Annotated in this window: 14 protein-coding genes; 11 read left to right on the forward strand and 3 right to left on the reverse strand. The window is 74.3% G+C overall.

Annotated features, from left to right (window positions below):
- Positions 1-5: 5 nt before the first annotated feature.
- Both AC4F3Q_RS10535 and AC4F3Q_RS10540 read left to right on the forward strand, forming a co-directional pair.
- A complete protein-coding gene (locus AC4F3Q_RS10535) occupies positions 6-1,307 on the forward strand; it encodes a nucleotide sugar dehydrogenase (protein ID WP_491039920.1) in 1,302 nt (433 codons plus the stop codon).
- Positions 1,304-3,382: a DUF6541 family protein gene (locus AC4F3Q_RS10540; RefSeq protein WP_491039921.1), complete on the forward strand. Its 2,079-nt coding sequence runs from the start codon at positions 1,304-1,306 to the stop codon at positions 3,380-3,382. The genes AC4F3Q_RS10535 and AC4F3Q_RS10540 overlap by 4 nt, the downstream gene beginning before the upstream one ends.
- Positions 3,383-3,445: 63 nt before the next feature.
- Here AC4F3Q_RS10540 and AC4F3Q_RS10545 read toward each other — a convergent pair whose 3' ends face one another.
- Positions 3,446-4,213: a TIGR03089 family protein gene (locus tag AC4F3Q_RS10545; RefSeq protein WP_491039922.1), complete on the reverse strand. Its 768-nt coding sequence runs from the start codon at positions 4,211-4,213 to the stop codon at positions 3,446-3,448.
- A gap of 108 nt (positions 4,214-4,321) precedes the next feature.
- Between AC4F3Q_RS10545 and AC4F3Q_RS10550 the strand changes: the two genes are divergently transcribed.
- From AC4F3Q_RS10550 to AC4F3Q_RS10560, 3 genes are read left to right on the forward strand one after another with little or no spacing between them, the layout of a single operon-like run.
- Positions 4,322-4,648 carry a WhiB family transcriptional regulator gene (locus tag AC4F3Q_RS10550; protein ID WP_286189564.1) on the forward strand — a complete coding sequence of 109 codons (327 nt, stop codon included), beginning with the start codon at positions 4,322-4,324 and terminating at the stop codon, positions 4,646-4,648.
- Between the two features lie 49 nt (positions 4,649-4,697).
- On the forward strand, positions 4,698-8,048 hold the full coding sequence (locus AC4F3Q_RS10555; RefSeq protein ID WP_491039923.1) for a glycosyltransferase: 3,351 nt from the start codon (positions 4,698-4,700) through the stop codon (positions 8,046-8,048).
- Entirely contained in the window at positions 8,045-9,757 is a 1,713-nt protein-coding gene (locus tag AC4F3Q_RS10560; RefSeq protein ID WP_491039924.1) for a DUF5719 family protein, read from the forward strand. Before AC4F3Q_RS10555 ends, AC4F3Q_RS10560 begins: the two co-directional genes overlap by 4 nt.
- A gap of 7 nt (positions 9,758-9,764) precedes the next feature.
- On the opposite strand, the gene AC4F3Q_RS10565 is transcribed toward AC4F3Q_RS10560, so the two are convergent.
- Positions 9,765-10,277, reverse strand: a complete 513-nt coding sequence (locus tag AC4F3Q_RS10565; protein WP_168447791.1) for a metallopeptidase family protein — start codon at positions 10,275-10,277, stop codon at positions 9,765-9,767.
- A gap of 82 nt (positions 10,278-10,359) precedes the next feature.
- Here AC4F3Q_RS10565 and AC4F3Q_RS10570 point away from each other — a divergent pair, with 82 nt between their 5' ends.
- The 5 genes from AC4F3Q_RS10570 to AC4F3Q_RS10590 all read left to right on the forward strand — a co-directional run bounded on the left by AC4F3Q_RS10570 (position 10,360) and on the right by AC4F3Q_RS10590 (position 13,855).
- On the forward strand, positions 10,360-10,737 hold the full coding sequence (locus AC4F3Q_RS10570; protein ID WP_168447792.1) for a DUF3499 domain-containing protein: 378 nt from the start codon (positions 10,360-10,362) through the stop codon (positions 10,735-10,737).
- A 16-nt stretch (positions 10,738-10,753) separates the two neighbouring features.
- Positions 10,754-11,080 (forward strand): hypothetical protein, encoded by a 327-nt coding sequence (locus tag AC4F3Q_RS10575; protein WP_491039925.1) that lies wholly within the window; start codon positions 10,754-10,756, stop codon positions 11,078-11,080.
- Positions 11,081-11,129: 49 nt separating this feature from the next.
- Positions 11,130-12,584, forward strand: a complete 1,455-nt coding sequence (locus AC4F3Q_RS10580) for a phosphohexomutase domain-containing protein (RefSeq protein WP_491039926.1) — start codon at positions 11,130-11,132, stop codon at positions 12,582-12,584.
- Between the two features lie 11 nt (positions 12,585-12,595).
- Positions 12,596-12,805 (forward strand): Trm112 family protein, encoded by a 210-nt coding sequence (locus AC4F3Q_RS10585; RefSeq protein ID WP_491039927.1) that lies wholly within the window; start codon positions 12,596-12,598, stop codon positions 12,803-12,805.
- Positions 12,806-12,931: 126 nt separating this feature from the next.
- The gene (locus tag AC4F3Q_RS10590; RefSeq protein ID WP_491039928.1) at positions 12,932-13,855 is read left to right on the forward strand and encodes a cation diffusion facilitator family transporter; all 924 of its coding nucleotides are present in this window, start codon (positions 12,932-12,934) and stop codon (positions 13,853-13,855) included.
- Here the strand turns inward: AC4F3Q_RS10590 and AC4F3Q_RS10595 are convergent.
- Positions 13,816-14,949: an acyltransferase family protein gene (locus AC4F3Q_RS10595; RefSeq protein ID WP_491039929.1), complete on the reverse strand. Its 1,134-nt coding sequence runs from the start codon at positions 14,947-14,949 to the stop codon at positions 13,816-13,818. The two genes, AC4F3Q_RS10590 and AC4F3Q_RS10595, sit on opposite strands and share 40 nt — an antisense overlap.
- Positions 14,950-15,093: 144 nt before the next feature.
- Here AC4F3Q_RS10595 and AC4F3Q_RS10600 point away from each other — a divergent pair, with 144 nt between their 5' ends.
- Entirely contained in the window at positions 15,094-16,383 is a 1,290-nt protein-coding gene (locus AC4F3Q_RS10600) for a hypothetical protein (RefSeq protein WP_491039930.1), read from the forward strand.
- Positions 16,384-16,439 lie beyond the last annotated feature (56 nt).

Consider the following 16,439-nt stretch of genomic DNA (forward strand, 5'->3'; position numbering starts at 1 on the left):
GCCCCATGCGCATCGCAGTACTCGCCCTCGGCAAGATCGGCCTGCCGCTCGCCGTGCAGTTCGCCGACGCCGGGCACGACGTCGTCGGGGTCGACGTCAACGCGCGGACGGTCGAGCTCGTCAACGCGGGGACCGAGCCGTTCCCCGGCGAGACGGACCTCGCCGAGAAGCTCGCCGCGACCGTCGCCGCGGGGCGCCTGCGTGCGACGACCGACTACGCCGACGCCGTCCCGGGCGCCGACGCGGTCGTGCTCGTGGTGCCGTTGTTCGTCGACGAGGAGACCGCCGAGCCCGACTTCGCGTGGATGGACGCCGCGACCCGCGCGCTCGGCGAGCACCTGACGCCTGGCACGCTCGTCTCCTACGAGACGACCCTCCCGGTGGGCACGACGCGCGGCCGCTGGAAGCCGATGCTCGAGGAAACGTCAGGCCTCGTCGAGGGCCGCGACTTCCACGTCGTCTTCTCCCCGGAGCGGGTGCTCACGGGCCGCGTGTTCGCGGACCTGCGCAAGTACCCCAAGCTCGTCGGCGGGCTCAGCGCCGAGGGTGCTGCCCTCGCGACCGAGTTCTACGAGGCCGTCCTGACGTTCGACGAGCGCGACGACCTGGCGCGGCCGAACGGCGTGTGGGACCTTGGCTCCGCGGAGGCCGCCGAGATGGCGAAGCTCGCCGAGACGACGTACCGCGACGTCAACATCGCGCTCGCCAACCAGTTCGGGGCGTTCGCCGAGAAGGCCGGCATCGACATCTACCAGGTGATCGAGGCCTGCAACTCGCAGCCCTACTCGCACCTGCACCGCCCGGGCATCGCCGTCGGCGGTCACTGCATCCCCGTGTACCCGCGCCTCTACCTGTCGGTCGACCCGGACGCGTCCGTCGTCCGCGAGGCGCGCGCGGTCAACGCCGCGACGCCCGCCCGGGTGGTCGCCCGCGCGGAGGAGCTGCTCGGCTCGCTCGACGGCCTCACGGTCGCAGTGCTCGGTGCGTCCTACCGCGGCGGCGTCAAGGAGACGGCCTTCTCGGGGGTGTTCCCGGTCGTCGCGGCGCTCGAGTCGCGCGGCGCGACGGTGGTCGTCCACGACCCGATGTTCACCGACGAGGAGCTCGAGAAGATCGGGCTCGTCCCGTTCCACCTCGGTGGCTCCGCCGAGGTCGCGATCGTCCAGGCCGACCACCGGGACTACGCGCAGCTCGCCCCGGCCGACGTGCAGGGCGTGCGCCTGCTCGTCGACGGCCGCCGCGTGACCGACGCAGCCCTGTGGCAGGGCGTCCCGCGTCTCGTGATCGGCACGGGGGCGCCTGCATGAGCTGGTGGGAGCTCCTCCCGGGGCTCCTGACCATGACTGTCGCCGTCGTCGTGCCGGGTGCGCTCGTGCTGCGCGCGGCGGGCGTGCGCGGGATCCTCGCGCTCGGGGGCGGCGCGGCCGTGTCGGTCGCGCTCTACGGCACGACGGCGATCGTGCTCGGACGCCTCGGCATCGCGTGGTCGTGGCCGCCCGTCCTCGTCGCACTCACCGCCGCCGTCGGCCTCGCCGCGCTCCTCGGAGGGTGGGGACGCCGCACGCGCCGTGCGCGCGGCTCGGCCCCCGACGGCCTCGCGGACCCCGACCTCCGGCTCGACCGGCCCGGAGCGGCCTGGGTCGGCGGGGCCGTCGCGGTCTCGGCGCTCCTGCTCGCGCTCCCGATCGCGCGCGGCATGGTGGCCCCGGACGCGCTCATGCAGCACTGGGACGGCGTCTACCACGTCAGCGGGATCCAGGCGATCCTCGACACCCGGAACGCGTCGTCGCTCGGCGCGATGGCGCCGCTGTACGGGGCGGTGTCGCCGACCGTCTACTACCCGGCGGCGTGGCACGCCATCGTCGCGCTCGCTCCGGGCTTCGCGAGCGTCGCCGCCGCCGCGAACGCGTCGACCTTCGTGTTCGGCGTCGTCGTGTGGCTCCTGGGCACGGCCGCCCTCGGCCGCACCTTGCTCGGCGGGGACCCGCGGCGCACCGCGCTCGTCGTCGTGCTCGGGGCAGGCTTCAGCGCGTTCCCGGTCGTGATCCTCTCGACGCTCGCCCAGTGGCCGTTCGGTGCGGGTATCGCGTTGATCCCCGGTGTCCTCGCGCTCATGGTCGCGGCGCTGCGGGGGCACCCGGGCGTCGCGCCGATCACGGCGCCCGGGCGGCTCGTGCCGACCGGCGTCGTGCTCCTCACCGCGCTCGCCGGCGTCGCGCTCGCGCACGCGTCGGCGCTGTTCTCCGCGCTCCTCCTGCTCGTACCCGGAGTGGTCGCGCTGCTCGCGCGCGGGCTCGCGCGCCGCTGGCGCACGGGCGAGCCTGCCCGACGCCGCCGCGTGGCTGTCGGGACGTCCGTCACCGCGGTCGCGCTCGTCGTAGGCGGTGCGGTGCTGCTCGCGAACCCGGTCGTGCGCAACGTGCTCGCGTACGAGCGCGACGTCGACACGCCCTTCCACCTCGCTGTGCTGCACACGGTCCTCGGGCAGCCGCTCGGGTGGCCCACCGTCGGGAACCTGCCGGTCGCCCTGCTGACGATCGTCGGCATCGTCGCGGTCGTGCGGGCGTCACTGCGCCGGGCGCGCACGGGTGCGCCCGACGCGCCGCGGGACGCGGCCGTCGTCGGTCAGGCGAGCATCTGGATCGTCGTCGCGTACGTGCTCGTCGTGGCGCTGACGGCGCTCGCGTCCGGGCCTCCGAACGTGCTGAGGCTCCTCACCGGGCTCTGGTACACGCAGGCGGCGCGTGTGGGTGCCGTGCTTCCCGTCGTCGCGGCGCCCCTCGCGGCGGTCGGCGCGCTCGCCTGCGCCCGCTTCATGGGGACGTGGGCGACGCGGACGGACGGTCCGGTCGCCCGGCGCCTGCGGGGCGTCCCTGTCGTGGCGGCCGCGTCCGGGCTCGTCGTCGGGCTCGTCGTCGTGACGGTCGGGTGGTTCGTGCCCGCGCGCACGGGCCGGTTCGAGCAGGCCTACGTCCCCGAGAAGATCGTGTGGGGCACGATGGTCCGCGCCGAGGAGGTCGAGCTGCTGCGCCGCATGCCGCAGACGACGCCTGCGGACGCGGTCGTGCTCGGCGACCCGCGCAACGGCGCGGCCTTCACCTACTCCGTCGCGCACCGCCGGGCGGTCTTCCCGCAGCTCGCCGTGCAGAACCTGTCCGCAGACCAGCGTCTCCTGCGCGAGCGGTTCGCCGACCTGGACGCGGAGGTGTGTGCGGCGGTCGAGCGGCTCGGGGTCACGCACTTCTACCTCGACACGGCCGGCGTCGCGGACGGTGCGAAGGTCGACGTCGACGCGGTCGGGCTGCTGCGTGCGCCCGCGTCGGGCGTCGAGGTCGTCGACACGGCGGGCACGACGACGCTCTACCGCATCACCGGCTGCTAGCGGCGCGCTCGACCGGCGGTCCCTCGTGGTGGCGGCGGAGGCTGACGTGCTGCGGGCGGCACCTCACGCAGCGGTGATGCGCTCGCTCGCGACGAGCCGCGCGAGCGCGTCCTCGGAGGAGTGCCGTTCGGACGCCTCTGCGCCGAGGAGGACGACCGAGCCGTCCTGCCCCCACACCCCGAGCGCGGTCCGCAGTGTCGGGGCGACTCCGGCGTCTGCTCGCAGGAGCGCTCGCGCCCCGGCGGGCGCGCTGGTCCCGGAGGCGGCCCACGTGACGAGGTCCGCGTGGGTGATCGCGGGCGCGTCGTCGGCCACGAGAGCGTCGGCGTCCGGGTCGGTCGGCGGGACGTACCCGACGACGTCGCCGTAGGTCATCGTGTCAGCGGCGGCGTCGAGGGTGCCCGCCGGGAGCGGGGCGCCGAAGGACCGGGCGAGCCCCGGCAGTGCGACGGCGACGACGTCCGTGCCCGGGGGGACCGCGTCTGCGTCGACCCATGCGGCCGGGCGGGTCGTGACGAGCGCGCGGGCGCCCGCTGCGGTGCCGGGCTGCGGCTCTCCGGCGGGGGAGAGGCGCACGGTCGCACCCGTGCCCCACGTCGCGAGCGCCCACACGAGCGTGCGCCAGTGGGCGGGCAGGTCGAGGACGACCGTCTCGCCGGCGGCGGAGTCGAGCTCTTCGACGAGCAGGTTGGTCGTCTTGGCGACCCAGTTGGCGAGCACCGCGCCCGAGAGCTCGATGCGTTCCGGGCCGTCGCCGTACCAGGTCAGGCGCGGTCGGCCGGGTTCGCGCTGGAGGAGGGTGAGGACGTCGGAGGGCGTCGTGGGGCTCATGGTCCGAGCCTACGAGAGGGTCCCGCTAACACACACCGGCTTGACTTCGGTGGATGACACGCGTGTAATTTCCCTAGTGCAACTAGGCGAACGATGAGGGGCGCACCCATGTGGAACCTGCTCGATGACGAGGGGCCTTTCCCCTCTGACGCATCGCGGCGCCCGGAACCCGCCGGCGCCGTCCTCCCGCTCTTCGGTGGAGACACCGACGAGGCGGTGATGGGCTGGCAGGAGCGTGCCCTGTGCGCCCAGACCGACCCCGAGGCGTTCTTCCCCGAGAAGGGCGGCTCGACCCGCGAGGCCAAGAAGGTCTGCACCGGGTGCGAGGTGCGCGCCGAGTGCCTCTCCTACGCACTCGAGAACGACGAGCGCTTCGGCATCTGGGGCGGGCTGTCCGAGCGCGAGCGTCGCAAGCTCAAGCGCCAGGTCGTGTGACCTGCACGTCCACGCTGCTGCGAGCAGCAGGGCGCAGGATGACCGCAGGATGACCCACCCCACGCCGCACCCCTCGACCCAGGTCCCGACCATCGACGTCACCGCGATCGTCGTGACCCGAGGCGCCACCCCCTTCCTCCCGACCACGCTTGCCGCGGTGGGGTCGTCGACGCTCGCTCCGCGCCGAGTCGTCGTCGTCGACGTCGCGCCCCGCGAGAAGGACCGGGCAGAGCTGCCCGACCGGCTCGGGCCCGACACCGTCGCAGTCACCGCACTGCACGCGCCCGACGCCGACACGTTCGGCGAGGCGGTCTCCGCCGCGATCGCGCACCTCACGGGCGTCCCCGTCCCCGACACCGGTCGACGCCAGCGACGCCCCAGCCCCGCACAGCACGCGCCCGCTCCCGACATGGCGCTGGACGGCTGGCTCTGGTTGCTGCACGACGACTCGCCGCCCGAGCCCGGCGCGCTCGACGCCCTCGTCCGCGCGGTCGAGAACAAGCCGTCCGTCGTCATCGCAGGAGCCAAGCAGCGAGACCTCGACAACCCCACCCGGCTCCTCGAGGTGGGCCTGACCACCTCGCCGACCGGCGAGCGGATGACCGGCATCGAGGACGGCGAGGTCGACCAGGGCCAGCACGACGGAGCCGAGGACGTCCTCGGGGTCGGCCTCGCCGGTGCCCTCGTCAACCTCGACGCGTGGCGCACGCTCGGCGGTACCGACCCCGCCTACGGGCGCTACGGCGACGGGCTCGAGATGTGCCGCCGGGCACGCCTCGCGGGGCGCCGCGTGATCGTCGTCCCCCAGGCGGCCGTGCGGCACGCGCGGGCGAGCCTCACCGACCGCCGGGACCTCGACCCCGAGCACGTCCCCGAGCCCGAGCGCACCTTCGGGGCCCGCCGCCGCTCCACGCTCCACTACCGACTCGTCGGCGCTGCGCCCGCAGCCGTCCCGCTGCACATGCTCGCGATCCTCCTCGCCGCACCGTTCCTCGCGATGGCCCACCTCGCGGCGAAGCGTCCGCGCCGGGCTCGCGCAGAGCTCACCGCGGCAGTCCGCTCCGTCCTGCGCCCCGTCGCCCTCGCCCGGTCCCGCCGCCGTGCCCGTCTCACCGCGGCCCTCCCTCGCCGCGCGATCACACCGTTGCGCGCGACGTGGCGCGACGTCGCCTCCGAGCGTCGGGACCGTCGCCTCTCGCAGGCCGCACGCCGCCGTGCAGCGATGACCGCCGACCCGTTCGCCCGCGCCGAGCGACGCCGCGATCTCGCGCGCCGGACGGGCGCGCTCGTCAGCACCGTCCTCCTGCTCACCGTCGCGACCGTGTGGTGGCTCGGCCCCGCGATCGGGCCGCTCGCCGACGGCGGCCGCTTCGTGTCCGCCAACCTCCTGCCGGCCGGTGTGTCGCTCTCCGGGCTGTGGCACGACGTCGCCGACGGCTGGCTCCGGACCGGGACGGGCGCGCCGGGCGCCTCCGACCCCCTCCTCGTGACCTTGCTGCCCGCGACCGCCGTCGCGCACGTGCTCGGCGGCGACCTGCAGAGCGTCGTCAACGTCCTGCTCCTGCTCTCGCCCGTGCTCGCCGGCACGGGCGCCTGGTTCGCCGCGGGGACCGCCACGAAGTCCCTCGTGCTGCGCACGGTCGCCGCGCTCGCCTGGGTCGCGGCCCCGAGCCTCGCGGTCGGGCTCGTCGACGGTCGCTTCGGCGCGGTGCTCGCGCACGTGGCGCTGCCGTGGGTCGCGTGGGGCGCGCTGCGCGGCGTCGGGCTCGGTGCCCGCGCACCGCTCGCACCCGCCGCGGCAGGCGCCGACGTCGTGCTCGCACCGGGCGGTTCCCTCCCCGCGGCTGCGCTCGGCGGCCTCGCCGCCGCCGCGGCGGTCGGTGGGGCGCCGCACCTCGCGCTCCCGCTGCTCGTGTCGCTCCTGATCCTGGCGGCCCTCCTGCCCCGACCCCGAGGCCAGCGCGGCTACCGACGCAACCTCGGGCTCGTCGCGGCCCCCGTGCTCCTCGTGATCGCGCCGCTCGTCGCCGAGCTGTTGCGCTCGGGTCCGCGCGCGCACTGGCGCGTCCTGCTCACCGACCCCGGGGTCGCGACGGCGTCGTCGACCGTCCCCGCCTGGCAACAGCTCCTCGGGTGGCCGGCACCGGCCGAGGAGTGGTTCCCTCGCTGGACGGGGATCGCATGGTTCGACGCCGCGCTGCCGTTCGCGGTCGGGACGCTCGTGGTGCTCGCGGCCGTGTCCGCGCTGACCCGGTCCGGGCTGCGGGCCCGCGCCGTGCGTGGCGCGTGGCTCGTCGCGGCCCTCGCGCTCGCGGCCGCGGCCGCAGCGGGGCTCCTCGTCGTCGGGCAGGGGGCCGACGGCGGCGTGCGCACGTGGACCGGGGGAGCGGTCTCGCTCGTCCTCCTCTCGCTCGGCGCTGCCGCGCTCGTCGGGCTCGACGGCGTCACGGTGCGTGCTGCGCAGCACTCGTTCGGCTGGCGCCAGCTCGGGCTCGGTGTCGGTGTCGCCGCCATCGTCGCGGCCTCCGGTGCGACGATCGCTCACGCCGGGCTCTCCGCCGACCTCACGGCGTCGTCGGGCCATGGGCTGCGTGTGCTCGACCGCGACGTCGTGCCTGCCGTGGGCCGCCAGATCCAGGACGCGCCCCGAGCCGGACGGGTCCTCGTGCTCGACGCGGGCGACGAGATCACCTCCCAGCTCTTGCGCGGCAACGGCCCCCTCCTGACCGAGTCGTCCGTCGTGCTCACCGAACGTGCGCTGCATGCCGACGACGCCGAGCGGCCGCTCGGCCAGGCCGTGGCCGCCCTTGTGGGCGTCTCTGGCGAGGAGGCTGCCCCGCTCGCCGACCTCGGTGTCGCGGCCGTCGTCGTGTCCCCGGCCGGGACGCCTGCGCAGCGCGAGTCGCTCGTCGCGACGCTCGGCACGTCGGCGGCCCTCGAGCAGGTCGCCGAGGGTGACTACGGCACGATCTGGCGCGTCTCGGCGGGACAGCCGTCCGCCGACGGCATGCCCGCGGTCGTGTCGTGGGCGCGCGTCGTCGACGCCGAGGGCGCTGCCACGGTCGTGCCCGCGGACGGCACGTCGATCGACGTCGACCTGTCCGCGCCCAGCCAGCCGGCCGCCGCCGGGACCTGGGCGGCCGAGCCGGGACGCCGCGTGCTCGTCCTCGCCGAGTCCACCGACCCGGGGTGGCGCGCGACGCTCGACGGCAGGCCGCTCACCCCTGTCGAGGGCGATCGGTGGGAGCAGGCGTTCGAGCTTCCCGCCGACGCCGACGGGCGGCTCGTCGTGCGCTTCGAGTCCACGGGCAGCGGGTGGTGGCGCGCGACGCTCGTCGGTTTCGCCGTCGTGTACGCCCTGCTGCTGATCCCCGTCCGGAGGAAGGTGACGGTCCGATGACCGACGACGAGCGCGAGGACGTCGGGCAGGACGAGCCCGTGGAGCCGACCGGCGGGGCCGAGGCTCCCGCACCTCGTCGAGCCGTCGGGGCGGCCGTCCTGCGCGGCTTCACCGGGGTGCTCGTCGTCGGGCTCACCGTGGGTGTCGCCTACGGCGCAGGCCTCGTCGCCCCGGAGGAGACGACGGCCGCGCCGGCGACCACCGTCGACCTCGTCCCCGCGACGACGCCCCTCGTCTGCGCCGGTCCCACCCAGCTCGTCACGACCGACGCCGCGACCGACCCGGGGTTCGACCCGGCACCCGTCGGGACGACGTCCCTCGTCACGGGCGCCGTCCTCCCGCCGACGACGATCGCCGACCCCGTCCTGCGCACGCTCGACGAGGGAACGGTCGGTGCTCCCGTCGCCGCGGGCGCGGGTGCGTCCGTCTTCGGCGTCGCCGTCGCGAGCGGTACCGCGGTCTGGTCGGTCCCGGCCGCCGACGGCTCGGTGCACACGGCGGCGACCGCGTCGTCGGTCACCGCGGCAGGCGACCTGCGCGGCCTGGCCGCGACGGGCTGCCAGGCTCCGGCGATCGACCACTGGCTCGTCGCGGGCGGCACGGAGGTCGGGTCGAGCACGCGGCTCGTCGTGCAGAACCCGTCCCGCACCCCCGCCACCGTCGAGATCGAGGTGTTCGGCCCGGCCGGACGCGTCGACCTGGCGGGCCCGGCGATCCTCCCCGTCCCGGCCGGCGGCGCGACGACGACCCTCCTCGAGGGAGTCGCCGCTGGCCAGCGTCGTGTCGCGGTCCACGTCCGCGCGTCGGGCGCGCTCGTCGCGACGCACCTGCAGGTGTCGGCGCTCGACGGCGTGCGCCCGCTCGGCGTCGACCTCGTCGGCGCAGGTGCGGAACCTTCGACGCGCCAGGTGCTCGCAGGCGTGGTGACACCCGGCTCCGCAGTCGGCGACGACGGTCCGGTCGTCCGGCTGCTCGCACCCGAGCAGGCGACGACGGCGCGCCTCGCGATCTACGGGCCTGCGGGCCGCGTGCTGCTGCCGGGGGCCGACGACGCGACGCTCGAGGCGGGCGCCGTCACCGACGTCAGCCTCGCCGGCCTCCCCGCCGGCTCGTACGACGTCCTCGTCGAGTCCGACGCACCGGTCGTCGCCGCGGCGTCGACCAGGACGCCGGGGACGGAGGGCGACGACGTCGCGACGCTCACCTCCCAGGACCCGGGCAGGGCCCCGGTGCAGGCCGCTGCGGCGCTACCCTCCGGCCTGCGGCCGACCGTCGTCCTCGGCGCGGTCCCCGAGTCGGTCGACGCGGTTCCCGGCGCGCTCGTCGCAGGCCTCGACGCGACGACCCCGCCCGTCAGCGAGGACGCCGCCGCCGCGGCTGGTGTGCGTGCGCAGGTCGTCGCGCTCGACCGCGCCGGGAACGTGGTGTACGACCAGGTCGCCGAGCTGCCTGCCGGTGCCACGCGCGACCTCCCGGTCGGGGCGACCCTGCCGGGGGTCGACGTCGCGTCGGTGCTCGTGCGTGAGGTCGACGCCTCGGGTGCACCGGTCGCCGGGGCGACGACACGTCTCGTGTGGTCGGTGCGGCTGACGGCCGACGCCCAGGACGGGACGGTCGACGGTCTCGTCGCGTCGCTCAGCCCGACGCCGCTGCGCAGCGCGGGCACGGAGATCATCCTGCGCGAAGGGTTGCGCGCAGGCCTCGACTGACCCCCGCTCAGGGACCTTCGACGAATCCGGGGTCGATCTCCTCGGGGCTGCGCCCGAGCATGTGCGCGACCTGCTCGACGACGACCGTCCGCACGATCTCGGCGATCTCCTCGCGGTCGACGGCACGCTCCTCGACCGGGCGCCGGTAGACGACGATGCGGTGCGCGAGCGGCCCGTCCGCAGGGAAGTAGCGGCCCATCGGCACACCGCGGCTGTGCTCCCACGGCGCCGGGTCCGACGGCGGCACGTCCTCGACCGCGAACTCGGTCCCCACGAGCTGCTTCGCCCAGGAGCGCTCGAGCCGCTCGACGGTCGCGAGGACCAGCTCGTCGAACCGCTCGGCCCGGGTGCGCGCCGCAGGCAGGTGCGGCGGGATGAGGGGGCCGCGCAGGCCGCGTCCGCGGCGGTCGCGACGGCGCACGCCCGCAGGGGGCACGGGGAGGCTGGGCCACCCCGAGCTGTACGCGGCCGGGAGGTCGCCCTCGGGTGCCTGCGGCGTGCGGCGGCGTCTGTCGGGCATGGCTCCAGGATAGGCGTCGCGTACGGGCGTCGCGGCGTGGGAGGTCATCAGAGGGTCTCAGGACGACGTAGCATCGACCATTGTGAGAAGCGTCCGTCAGTGTTCCCGAACCGCGTGCCTGCGCCCCGCCGTGGCGACGCTGACGTACGTGTACTCCGACTCGACCGCGGTCCTCGGCCCGCTCGCCACGAACGCCGAGCCGCACAGCTATGACCTGTGCGGCGAGCACGCGGAGCGGTTGACCGCCCCGCGCGGCTGGGAGGTCGTGCGGCTCGAGACCGACTTCGTCGAGGCTGGCCCCTCGCCCGACGACCTGCTCGCGCTCGCGGACGCCGTCCGTGAGGCAGGCCGGACCACGCCGCCGTCGCCGCGTGGCCGCCACATGGCGCTGCCGGAGCCCGTCCAGGTGGGCGAGGTCGCCCGCAAGGGGCACCTTCGCGTGCTGCGCGGAGAAGGCTGAGCGGGGCGGTAGCTCGATGGCGCGCGGCACACCGGGAGAGCGGCCTGCCACGGGCGGGCCTGCGGAGAGTGCGAGCGCCCCGCGCGGACGCCGGCGCTCCGCCAAGACCCCCGACGTGGCGCCGCTCGGCTCGCTGAGCCAGTCCGCCCCCGTCCCTGCCGGCACACGCGGTTGCGTGTCGTGCGGCTCGCGCGACCTCACGCGGGTGCCCCTGCGTCTGACGGACGGATCCGAGGTCGTCTTCGTCTCGTGCCACGACTGCGAGTCGCGCGGCTGGGTCGACACCGAGGGCGCTGCCGTGGCCGACGAGTACGTCCACGCGCGGTCGGGGCGCAAGTCCTGACCTCGCGCCGGGCGACCGCGACCCGCCCTGCTGCGGCTAGGGTTGTCAGGTGAGCAGCGTGCCGAGAGACCTCTCCTCCGTCGTGAACGCCTACGACGTCCGCGGCCACGTACCCGGACAGCTCGACGCGACCGTCGCCGCAGCCCTCGGCGCCGCGTTCGCGACGGCCGTCGTCCTCCCCGAGGTGCCGAACGGCGAGAAGCCGCGCGTCGTCGTCGGCTATGACATGCGCCGCTCGGGCCCCGGCCTCGCCGACGCGTACGCGGCTGCGCTGACGACCGCGGGGATCGACGTCGAGATCGTCGGCCCGTGCTCGACCGACATGCTCTACCACGCGTCCGGTGTGGCGGGGGTCCCGGGGACGATGGTCACGGCGAGCCGTGAGCCCCTCGACCTCAACGGCTTCAAGCTGTGCCGCGCCGGCGCCCGTCCCGTCGGGCAGGGCAGCGGTCTCGAGGAGCTGCAGGCTGCCGCCGAGGGTTTTCTCACGGGTGGCCCTGTGCCCACGGCGGACGTGCCGGGCGGCGTGACGCGCCGCAGCACGCTGACCGGGTATGCGACCTTCCTGCGCGGGCTCGTCGACGTCGAGCACGTCCGGCCGTTGCGCGTCGTCGTCGATGCCGGGCACGGCATGGCGGGCCTGACGGTCCCGGCCGTGCTCGGTCGCGCGGCTGACCTGCCGAGGGTGCCGATCAAGGTGCTGCCGCTGCGGCTCGAGCACGACGGGGATCCTGACCGGCCCGTGAACGACCCGTCGGCCGAGGGCGGTCTCGCCGCGCTGTGCGAGGAGGTCGTCGCCGAGGGTGCCGACATCGGTCTGGCGTTCGACGCCGACGCGGACCGCGTCATCGTCGTCGACGAGAACGGCGTCCCGGTGAGCGCGTCTGCGCTCACCGCGCTCATCGGGCTGCGGCTCGTCGCACGCGAGAGCATGGAGCGTCGCACCGCGACCGTCATCCACGACCTCGTGACGTCGCGCGTCGTCCCGGACCTCGTCTCGGCGACGGGTGCCACGGCCGTGCGCACGCGCGTCGGCCACTCGTACGTGAAGGCCGAGATGGCCGCGCACGACGCCGTGTTCGGCGGGGAGCACTCCGCGCACTACTACTTCCGCGACTTCTTCTTCGCGGACACGGGCATGCTCGCCGCGCTGCACGTGCTCGCGGCCCTCGGCAGCCAGCCCCACCCGATGTCCGCGCTCGCCGAGATGTACGAGCCGTACAGCGCGGACGCGATCGACCTGCCGATGACGCCCGAGCAGATGACGCGGGCGCGCGAGCGCGTGGTCGACGCGTACGTGCACCAGCGTGGCGCGGGCGACGTCGAGGTCGACGAGCTCGACGGCCTCACCGTCTCCCACTGGGCCTCGATGCCCCAGTGGTGGTTCAACCTGAGGCCTGCGAACACGGAGCCCGTGCTCCGGTTCGTGGTCGAGGCGGCTGACGAGGACATGCTGACCAAGGTGCGCGACGACGTGCTGACGCTCCTGCGCGCGCAGGACTGACCGGAGGAACGATGAACCAGCCCCAGACCCCCGCCCCCCTCTCCGTCGAGCCCTGGGTCCGCGACATCCTGCGCTGCCCGGTGACGGGCGCGACGCTCGTCGACGGCGTCGGCCCGGGCGGTGAGCCTGAGCTGCACTCGACGGACGCCGAGCGCCCGCTCGCGTACCCCGTGCGCGATGGCATCCCGGTCCTCCTCGAGGACGACGCGCGCCCCCTCTGACGTGCTCACCAGCCCGGCGTCTTGCCGGGCTGGTGAGCCGCCGCGCGCGGTGCGCCGTCACGGCTTTACACTGATCCGCGCCCGAGCAGCCGCTCGGGCGCGGGAGACAGTCAGTCGGGAGGCACCGTGGCGCACGGTGGAGGAACCAAGGCGATCATCGCGGCGCTCGCCGCCAACCTGGGCATCGCCGTGACGAAGTTCGTCGCGTACCTGCTCACGCACTCGTCGTCGATGCTCGCCGAGTCCGTGCACTCGCTCGCCGACTCCGGCAACCAAGCCTTGCTGCTGCTCGGCGGCAAGCGTGCCCGCCGCGAGGCGACCCCCGAGCACCCGTTCGGCTATGGGCGCATGCGCTACGTGTACGCGTTCCTCGTCTCAATCATCCTGTTCACGCTCGGCGGGCTGTTCGCCCTGTACGAGGCGTACCACAAGTGGCACGACCCGCACCCGATCGAGTCGTGGCACTGGGTTCCCGTCGTCGTCCTCGTCGCAGCGATCGGCATGGAGTCGTACTCGTTCCGCACGGCGATCGTCGAGTCGAACACCGTTCGCGGGAACCGCTCGTGGTGGCAGTTCATCCGGACGGCGAAGGCGCCCGAGCTGCCTGTCGTGCTCCTCGAGGACCTGGGCGCGCTCGTGGGCCTGATCCTCGCGCTCGCCGGCGTCAGCATGACGCTCGTGACCGACAACGGTCTGTGGGACGCAGCGGGTACCGCGTCGATCGGCGTGCTGCTCATCGTCATCGCGGTCGTGCTCGCGCTGGAGATCAAGTCGCTCCTGGTGGGCGAGGCAGCCTCGCCTGAGCACGTCACCGCCGTGCGCACGTCGCTCATCGGTGAGGGCGTCGTCTCGGTCATCCACCTGCGCACGATGCACCTCGGCCCGGAGGAGATCCTCGTCGCGGCGAAGATCGAGGTCGACGCCGCAGAGACCGCCGCCGAGGTGGCCCACGCGATCGACGCGGCCGAGAAGCGCGTGCGCGCGGCTCTCCCCGGGATGGACGTGACGATCTACCTCGAGCCCGACCTGCGCCGCGCGCTCGCGTCCTGACGCTCGGCGCGGGCCCGGTCGGGGTCGACGAGCATGTGCACGAGCGGCGGCTCGACGAGCCAGCGCGTCGCGGCGACCACGGGCGGAGACGCGAGCAGGAGCGTCATCGCGACCGCGATCAGCGGGAGGACGACGGCGACGAAGGGCTCGGTTCCCCAGAAGTCCGGCCAGTCGAGGTGCCTCACGCAGTTGATGAGGACCGCGTGGAGGAGGTAGACGTACATCGTCTGCTGCCCCACGAAGGTCCACCACTGTCGTGTCGCCGGGGCGAGGGCGAGGACGGCCACCGTCCCGACGGCCCCGGTCGCGAGCACGAGCACGCGGACCGCGATCCCCCCGGCGGGAGACAGGCCCATGGCGTCGTAGCTCAGGTCGAGCGTGAACAGCCCCTTCCTGAGGTCGTCACGCAGCAGGACGACCGCGGCCAGGCCCGCGACGAGGACCGCTGCACCGAGCCAACGTGCGGTGCGTGCGCGCAGGAGCGCGAGGTGGTGGGGCTTGACCACCATCCCCGCGACGAAGAACGGCAGGAACGAGAAGAAGCGCGCGAGCGTCATCGTCTGGTTCAGGTTGTCCATCAGCGGCATGAGGACGGCCAGCAGGATCGCGGTCAGGAGGGGCCAGCGCAGGATCTGCAGGACCGGGGTGACGAGACGCCACATCGCGAGGGCGAGCAGGAACCACAGCGTCCAGGTCGGCTTGAGGTACTGCACGGGGAAGTCGCCGTCGACCGTGACGAAGCGGATGAGCGCGTGGACCGTCTGGAAGATCACATACGGGATGAGCAGGCCGCTGACGATGCGCGCGACCTGGTGGGGAGCCCCGCGGTACGAGCGTGCGAGGTAGCCGCTGACGAAGACGAAGGCCGGCATGTGGAAGCTGTAGATCCACACCGAGAGCACCTTCGCGAAGGGTCCCGGTACCTGCGACAGGAGATGGCCCAGCACGACGAGCACGATGAGGATCGCGCGGGCGTTGTCGAGGACGAGGTCTCGACCCGCGGGCGTGCCGGGTGCAGCCGGGCCGGACGCAGCCGGGTTGCCCCCGACGGGCTCGCTGCTCGGCGTCGTCGGAGCGGGAGGAGGAGAGATCACCGGACGACGCTAGCAAGAGTCCAGCGCCCCTGCGCGCCGTCGTGCGGAGTTGCCGCCCACGAGCTGCCGACCGATGGTTGAGACATGGTCGACCCGCACCGCCGTCATTCTTCCGTACCTGCCAGCACCGCCGATGGGAGGGACATGATCCGTCGCCTCGAGCCGCCCGCCGTCACGGCGCCGGCCGCTCCCCGTGCACGGGCCGTGACCGTCCGGCGCGCGCTCGCCGCCCTCGTCGCGGCCGCCGTCTCCCTCCCCGCGGGCGCCGCCGTCGCGACCGCCCACGGCCCGGCTCCGGTCGGCTCGCAGGTCACCGCCTCGCGCGCAGAGACGTCGCTCTCGCTCAGCGTGAGCCACGACGTCGCGCGCAGGTACGAGGCCGTGTGGGCCACCGGCAGGGTGTCCGCAGCGGGAGCGGCCCTCCGCGACCGGAAGGTCACCGTCCAGGTCCGTCCCGCGACAGGCGGGTCGTGGACCTCGGTCGGCAGCGCGCGCACCAGCGCGACGGGACGCTACAGCGTCGCGCTGCGCGTGCCCGGGACGGTCCAGGTGCGCGCCAAGGTGGCGGCGACGGGCTCGACAGAGGCGGCCCGGTCGCAGGTGCGCGAGGTCGCGACCGTGACCTCCGACCGGACGCTCGGCGCTCGGCGGGCCGCGCTGGCCTCCCGCGCCGGAGACTGGACCTCAGGGACGAAGAAGCTGACCAAGAAGCAACGGACGGCGACCAGGCTCAAGGGGCTCAAGGCCGTGCGCTACCGCGCCGTCGAGAATGGGCTTCTCGTCGAGACGCGGACGACGAAGGAGACCCGCACGTGGCGCGTCGCGGGCAAGATCCTGACGGCCTACCGAGCTGCTGGCGGACCGAAGGGACGCTACGGCGTCCCCGTCGGTGACGCACGCTGCGGCCTGATGTCAGGTGGGTGCGTGCAGCGGTTCTCGCGCGGCGTCCTCTACTCGTCGTCGGCGAAGAAGAAGGCGACAGGCACGGGCGTGCGCGGGGCACGCGGTGAGGTCGCTGCGGCAGCCGCGTCGCAGCTGGGCTACGCCAGACGAACGACCAACTCGCAGGTGCAGCACACCAAGTTCAACTCCTGGATGGGCTCGACCCGGCCCTGGTGCTCGATCTTCATGTCGTGGTCCTTCGCAGCGAGCGGCCACCGCAGCACCGTGCCGCAGGCCACGAGCTACACGAAGTTCCGCGCGGAGGTGCGTCGCACGATGCCCACGGGACGCACACCCCAGGTCGGCGCGCTCGCGTTCCTGGACACCCGGCCACCGGCCGACGACAACCATGTCGCGCTCGTCGTCGCGCGCAAGGGCAAGAACGTCACGATCATCGAAGGCAACATGGGTGCCGGCTGGGGCAAGCGGGGTGTCGTCACCCGGACGATCCGCGCCTCGAGCGTCATCTTCTACGCCTACCCCTCGTACTGAGCCCCACCCCCGACGGGAGCGGCGCTGGCCGCACCCCCGAACCCCCGATTGCGAGC

The sequence above is a fragment of the Flavimobilis sp. BM9 genome (assembly GCF_058313055.1).